The 5785-nt window shown below is 70.9% G+C and carries 5 protein-coding genes; all 5 read right to left on the reverse strand.

Annotation, left to right across the window (positions count from 1 at the left end):
- Positions 1–128: adenosylhomocysteinase (locus tag ABZT03_RS42655; protein WP_356049515.1), on the reverse strand; the 128-nt coding region annotated here is incomplete at its 3' end.
- Positions 103–1017, reverse strand: a complete 915-nt coding sequence (metF, locus tag ABZT03_RS42660) for a methylenetetrahydrofolate reductase [NAD(P)H] (protein ID WP_356049507.1) — start codon at positions 1015–1017, stop codon at positions 103–105. The genes metF and ABZT03_RS42655, both read right to left, overlap by 26 nt.
- Positions 1014–4481: a methionine synthase gene (gene metH / locus ABZT03_RS42665; RefSeq protein WP_356049509.1), complete on the reverse strand. Its 3468-nt coding sequence runs from the start codon at positions 4479–4481 to the stop codon at positions 1014–1016. The genes metF and metH overlap by 4 nt, the downstream gene beginning before the upstream one ends.
- Entirely contained in the window at positions 4478–5461 is a 984-nt protein-coding gene (locus tag ABZT03_RS42670; protein ID WP_356049511.1) for a carbohydrate kinase family protein, read from the reverse strand. The genes metH and ABZT03_RS42670 overlap by 4 nt, the downstream gene beginning before the upstream one ends.
- Before the next feature lies 1 nt (position 5462).
- A partial coding sequence (locus ABZT03_RS42675; RefSeq protein WP_356049513.1) for a methionine adenosyltransferase domain-containing protein occupies positions 5463–5785 on the reverse strand: 323 nt, incomplete at its 5' end.

Here is a 5785-nt window from a genome sequence, read left to right on the forward strand (position 1 = left end):
CGGCGGATCGACATCAGACCGGGCATCTCGTGCTCGGCGAGCGTGATCTCCTTACGGCCGAACTCGGCCAGGGAGAGATCGGCGACCTTGAAGTCGGTGAACTCAGCCGAGCTGTGCTGCGGGGGCATGGACACTCCTGACGAGGTTCTGGACGGCGCGGTGGATGTCGAGGGCGGCGGTGGAGCGGTTGAGGGTGATGTAGTGCAGGCCGGGGGCGCCCTCGGCGAGCAGGCGTTCGGCCATCGCGGTGGCGTGCTCGACGCCGATGCGGTGGCCGTCGGCCGGCCGGTCGCGGGCGGCCTCCAGCCGGTGCGCGAGGTGTTCGGGGAAGGCGGCACCGCTCAGTTCGGCGAAGCGGGCGATCTGCCGGACGTCGGTGGCGGGCATGATCTCCGGGATGACGGGCGTGTCGCAGCCGGCCGCCGCGACCCGGTCGCGCAGCCGCAGGTAGTCCTCCACCCGGAAGAACATCTGCGTGATGGCGTAGTCGGCGCCCGCCCGGCACTTGGCGACGAAGTGCCGTACATCGCTGTCCCAGTCGGGCGACCGCGGATGCATCTCGGGGAACGCGGCCACACCGACGCCGAAGTCCCCCGACTCCCGCACCAGCGTGACGAGTTCGTGGGCGTGGCGGAAGCCGTCGGGGTGCGGGACCCACGGGGCGTTGGGGTCGCCCGGCGGGTCGCCCCGCAGGGCGAGCACGTCCCGCACCCCGGCGTCGGCGTAGCGGCCGATGATGTGCCGCAGCTCGGCCACCGAGTGGCCGACCGCCGTCAGGTGCGCCAGCGGGCGCAGGGTCGTCTCCCGGGCGATGCGGTGGGTGACGTCCACCGTGCGGTCGCGGGACGAGCCGCCGGCGCCGTAGGTGACCGAGACGAAGGTGGGGGAGAGCGGTTCGATCCGCCGGACGGCCTCCCACAGCGTCCGCTCGCCCCGGTCCGTTCTGGGCGGGAAGAACTCGAAGGAGAACGAGAGCCGGCCGGAGGCGAGGACCTCTCGCAGGGTGCCGGTGGTCATCGCTCGCTCCCCGCGTTGAAGTAGCTCGCCTCGGGATGGTGGGTCACGATCGCGTCGGTGGACTGCTCGGGGTGCAGCTGGAACTCCTCGGAGAGGACGACGCCGATGCGTTCCGGCACGAGCAGCTCGCCGATCTTGGCGCGGTCCTCCAGGTTCGGGCAGGCGGGGTAGCCGAGGGAGTAGCGGCACCCCTGGTAGGCGGTCCGGAACATGCCGTCGAGGGAGTCCGGATCGCCGCCCGCGACGCCGAGTTCGACGCGCACCCGGGCGTGCCAGTACTCGGCGAGTGCCTCGGCCAACTGCACGGACAGGCCGTGCAGTTCGAGGTAGTCGCGGTAGGCGTCGGCCTCGAACAGCTCCGCGGTGGCGTCCCCGATCCTCGACCCGACGGTCACGACCTGGAGCCCCACGACATCGGTCTCGCCCGAGTCCTCCGGGCGGAAGAAGTCGGCCAGGCACAGCCGGCGGCCGTACGCCTGGCGGGGGAAGGTGAACCGGGTCCGTTCGTTGCCCTGCTCGTCCAGGATGATCAGGTCGTCGTTCTTGGACACGCAGGGGAAGTAACCGTGGACGACGGCCGCTTCGAGGAGGCCGTCGGTGTGCAGCCGGTCCAGCCAGCCGCGCAGTCTCGGGCGGCCCTCGGTCTCGATCAGGTCCTTCGTGAGGCCCCACTGACCGCGGAAGAGCGCGGTCTCGTCCAGCCAGCTCGCGTACTCCTTGAGCTGGATGCCCTTGACCACCCGGGTGCCCCAGAACGGGGGTCGGGGGATCGGGTTGTCGGTGGCCACGTCGGAGCGGACATGGCCTTCCTCGCGCCGCTCCTCGGTCACCACGCGTGAAGTCGTCCTGGTCCGCCGCTGCTTGAGTTCGGGCAGCGTGACACCCGGAACCCCCCGCTTGACGCCGATGAGGGCGTCCATCAGGCGCAGGCCCTCGAAGGCGTCGCGGGCGTAGCGGACCTCGCCTTCGTAGATCTCGTGGAGGTCCTGTTCGACGTAGGCGCGAGTGAGGGCCGCGCCGCCGAGGATGACCGGGTAGTCCGCGGCCAGCTTGCGCTGGTTGAGCTCCTCCAGGTTCTCCTTCATGATCACCGTGGACTTCACCAGCAGACCCGACATCCCGATCACGTCCGCGCGGTGCTCCTCGGCGGCCTCCAGGATCGCCGAGACGGGCTGCTTGATACCGAGGTTGACCACCGTGTAGCCGTTGTTCGACAAGATGATGTCGACCAGGTTCTTGCCGATGTCATGGACGTCACCGCGCACGGTGGCCAGCACGATGGTGCCCTTGCCCTCCGCGTCCGACTTCTCCATGTGCGGCTCCAGATGCGCGACGGCCCTCTTCATCACCTCGGCCGACTGCAGCACGAACGGCAACTGCATCTGGCCCGAGCCGAACAGCTCACCGACCACCTTCATGCCGTCCAGCAGCGTGTCGTTGACGATGTCCAACGCCGGCCGCTCCGTCAGGGCCTGATCGAGGTCGGCCTCCAGACCGTTCTTCTCCCCGTCGATGATCCGCCGCTTCAACCGCTCCCCCAGCGGCAGCGCCGCCAGCTCCTCCGCCCGGCCCGCCTGCAGCGACTTCGAGGTGGCACCCTCGAACAACTGCATCAGCTTCTGCAGCGGGTCATAGCCCTCCGCCCGCCGGTCATGGATCAGATCCAAAGCGGTGGCCACCTGCTCCTGGCTGAAGCGGGCGATCGGCAGGATCTTCGACGCGTGCACGATCGCCGAGTCCAGACCCGCCTTCACACACTCGTCCAAGAACACCGAGTTCAGCAGGACCCGGGCGGCCGGGTTCAGCCCGAAGGAGATGTTCGACAGCCCCAGCGTGGTCTGCACTCGCGGATGCCGGCGCTTCAGCTCCCGGATCGCCTCGATCGTCGCGACACCGTCCTTGCGGGACTCCTCCTGACCGGTGCAGATGGTGAACGTCAGACAGTCGATGAGGATGTCCGCCTCGTGCACCCCCCAGTTCCCCGTCAGATCGGCGATCAGACGCTCCGCGATCGCCACCTTCGTCTCGACGCTGCGGGCCTGGCCCTCCTCGTCGATGGTCAGCGCGATCAACGCCGCACCGTGCTCCCGCGCCAGCGCCGTGACCTTCGCAAACCGCGACTCCGGACCGTCACCGTCCTCGTAGTTGACCGAGTTGATGACCGCCCGGCCGCCCAGCTTCTCCAGACCCGCCCGCAACACCTCCACCTCGGTGGAGTCCAGCACGATCGGCAGCGTCGACGCCGTCGCGAACCGCCCCGCCAGCTCCTCCATGTCCGCCACACCGTCACGGCCCACGTAGTCCACACACAGATCCAGCATGTGCGCGCCCTCACGGATCTGATCCCGCGCCATCTCCACACAGTCGTCCCAGCGACCCGCCAGCATCGCCTCACGGAACTTCCTCGACCCGTTCGCGTTCGTCCGCTCCCCGATCGCCATATAAGCGGTGTCCTGACGGAACGACACCGCTTGATACAGCGACGCCGCGCCCGGCTCGGGACGCGGGTCACGGGACGCCAGGGCGGTGCCACGGACCCGCTCGACCACCGCGCGCAGGTGCTCCGGCGTCGTACCGCAGCAGCCGCCCACCAGCGAGAGGCCGTAGTCACGGACGAAGTTCTCCTGCGCGTCCGCCAACTCGGCGGCGGACAGCGGGTAGTGGGCGCCGTCCCGGCCGAGGACGGGCAGGCCGGCGTTCGGCATGCACGACAGCGGGACGCGGGAGTGGCGGGCCAGATGGCGCAGGTGCTCGGTCATCTCCGCGGGCCCGGTGGCGCAGTTCAGGCCGATCATGTCGATGCCCAGCGGCTCCAGCGCGGTCAGCGCGGCACCGATCTCCGAGCCCAGCAGCATGGTGCCGGTGGTCTCGACGGTCACCGACACGATCAGCGGCAGGTCCAGGCCGGAGATCTCCCGCGCGCGGCGGGCGCCGAGCACCGCGGCCTTCGTCTGGAGCAGGTCCTGGGTGGTCTCCACGACCAGCGCGTCCGCACCGCCCGCGACGAGACCCTCGGCGTTGCGCTGGTAGGAGTCCCGCAGCACGCCGTACGACACGTGCCCCAGCGTCGGCAGCTTCGTCCCCGGCCCCATCGAACCGAGGACCCAGCGCTGCCGGCCGGTCGACGCGGTGGACGCGTCCGCCGCCTCACGGGCGATGCGGGCACCCGCCTCCGACAGTTCGCGCACCCGGTCGGCGATGTCGTACTCGCCGAGCGCCGAGTGGTTCGCCCCGAACGTGTTGGTCTCCACGCAGTCGACGCCCACCTCGAAGTACGCCTCGTGCACCGAGCGCACGATGTCCGGGCGGGTCACGTTCAGCACCTCGTTGCAGCCCTCCAGCTGCTGGAAGTCGTCCAGCGTGGGGTCCTGCGCCTGGAGCATCGTGCCCATCGCCCCGTCGGCGACCACCACCCGTGAGGTGAGGGCCGCGCGCAGCGCCGCAGCGCGGGCCGCCGCCGTCATGACCGGCCCCCCAGCCACGGAACGAGGTGTTTCAGCGCGCCGGCCCCGTAGGTGGTGGCCAGCCGGTCGAGGAGGTCGTCGCCGTCGAGCGCGTACGTCTGGGTGCCGCTGCTCTCCAGTACGACGGACGCGACGGCGCTGCCCAGCCGGGCGGCGTCCTCGTCGGCCAGGCCCCAGGACAGGGCGGCGAGGAAACCGGCGCGGTAGGCGTCCCCGGCGCCCGTCGGGTCCACCGCCGCGCCCGCCCCGACGGCCGGGACGTGTGCGGTCGTGCGGCCCGCCCGGGTGATCCGGGAACCGCCGGCGCCCTGCGTGGTGACCCAGGCACCGACCCGGCCCAGCACCTGCTGCTCGGTCCAGCCCGTGCGCTCCTGGATGAGCAGCGCCTCGTACTCGTTGGTGAACAGGTAGCGCGGATGGTCGAGCAGGGCCCGCGCCTGGGCCCGGTCCAGCCGGGCGAGTTGCTGCGAGGGGTCGGCGACGAACGGCAGACCGAGCCGCACGCACGCCCGGACGTGCCGGACCATGGCCTCCGGGTCGTCGGGGGAGACGACCACCAGATCGGCCCCGCCGGTGCGCTCCAGCAGCTGTGCCAGGTCGATGTCCCTGGCCTCCGCCATCGCGCCCGCGTAGAAGAAGCCGATCTGGTTCTGGTCGGTGTCGGTCGCGCACACGAAACGCGCGGTGTGCAGGGTGTCGCTGATCCGCACGCCCGCGGTGTCGACCCCGTGCTCCTTCAGCCAGACCTCCTGCGCGGCGAAGTCCGCGCCGGCCGCGCCGACCAGCAGCGGCGTCAGCCCGAGCGAGCCGAGCCCGAAGGCGATGTTCGCGGCGACCCCGCCGTGGCGGATCTCCAGCTCCTCCGTCAGCAGCGACAGCGAGATCCGGTCCAGCCGTTCCGCGATGAGCTGGTCGGCGAACCTGTTCGGGAAGGACATCAGGTGGTCCTCGGCGATGGAACCCGTCACGGCGACGCGCATGTCAGCGGCCCCCCGTCGCCGTGGCGTCCGTGAGCCCGGCGGCCTTGCGCAGGGCGTCGACGCGGTCGGTGCGCTCCCAGGTGAAGTCGGGCAGCTCGCGGCCGAAGTGGCCGTAGGCGGCCGTCCGGGCGTAGATCGGGCGGAGCAGGTCGAGGTCGCGGATGATGGCGGCCGGGCGGAGGTCGAAGACCTCGTCGATCGCCTTCTCGATGCGGTCGGTGTCGACCTCGGCGGTGCCGAAGGTCTCGACGAACAGTCCGACCGGCTCGGCCTTGCCGATGGCGTAGGCGACCTGCACCTCGCAGCGCGAGGCGAGGCCGGCGG

The sequence above is a fragment of the Streptomyces sp. NPDC005574 genome, from assembly GCF_040605435.1.
Taxonomy (GTDB): Bacteria; Actinomycetota; Actinomycetes; order Streptomycetales; family Streptomycetaceae; genus Streptomyces.

Bases quoted from the DNA above. Each gene is read 5' to 3' on its own strand.
- ABZT03_RS42670 (WP_356049511.1), bottom strand. From the start codon at position 5,461: ATGCGCGTCGCCGTGACGGGTTCCATCGCCGAGGACCACCTGATGTCC.
- metF (WP_356049507.1), bottom strand. From the start codon at position 1,017: ATGACCACCGGCACCCTGCGAGAGGTCCTCGCCTCCGGCCGGCTCTCG.
- metH (WP_356049509.1), bottom strand. From the start codon at position 4,481: ATGACGGCGGCGGCCCGCGCTGCGGCGCTGCGCGCGGCCCTCACCTCA.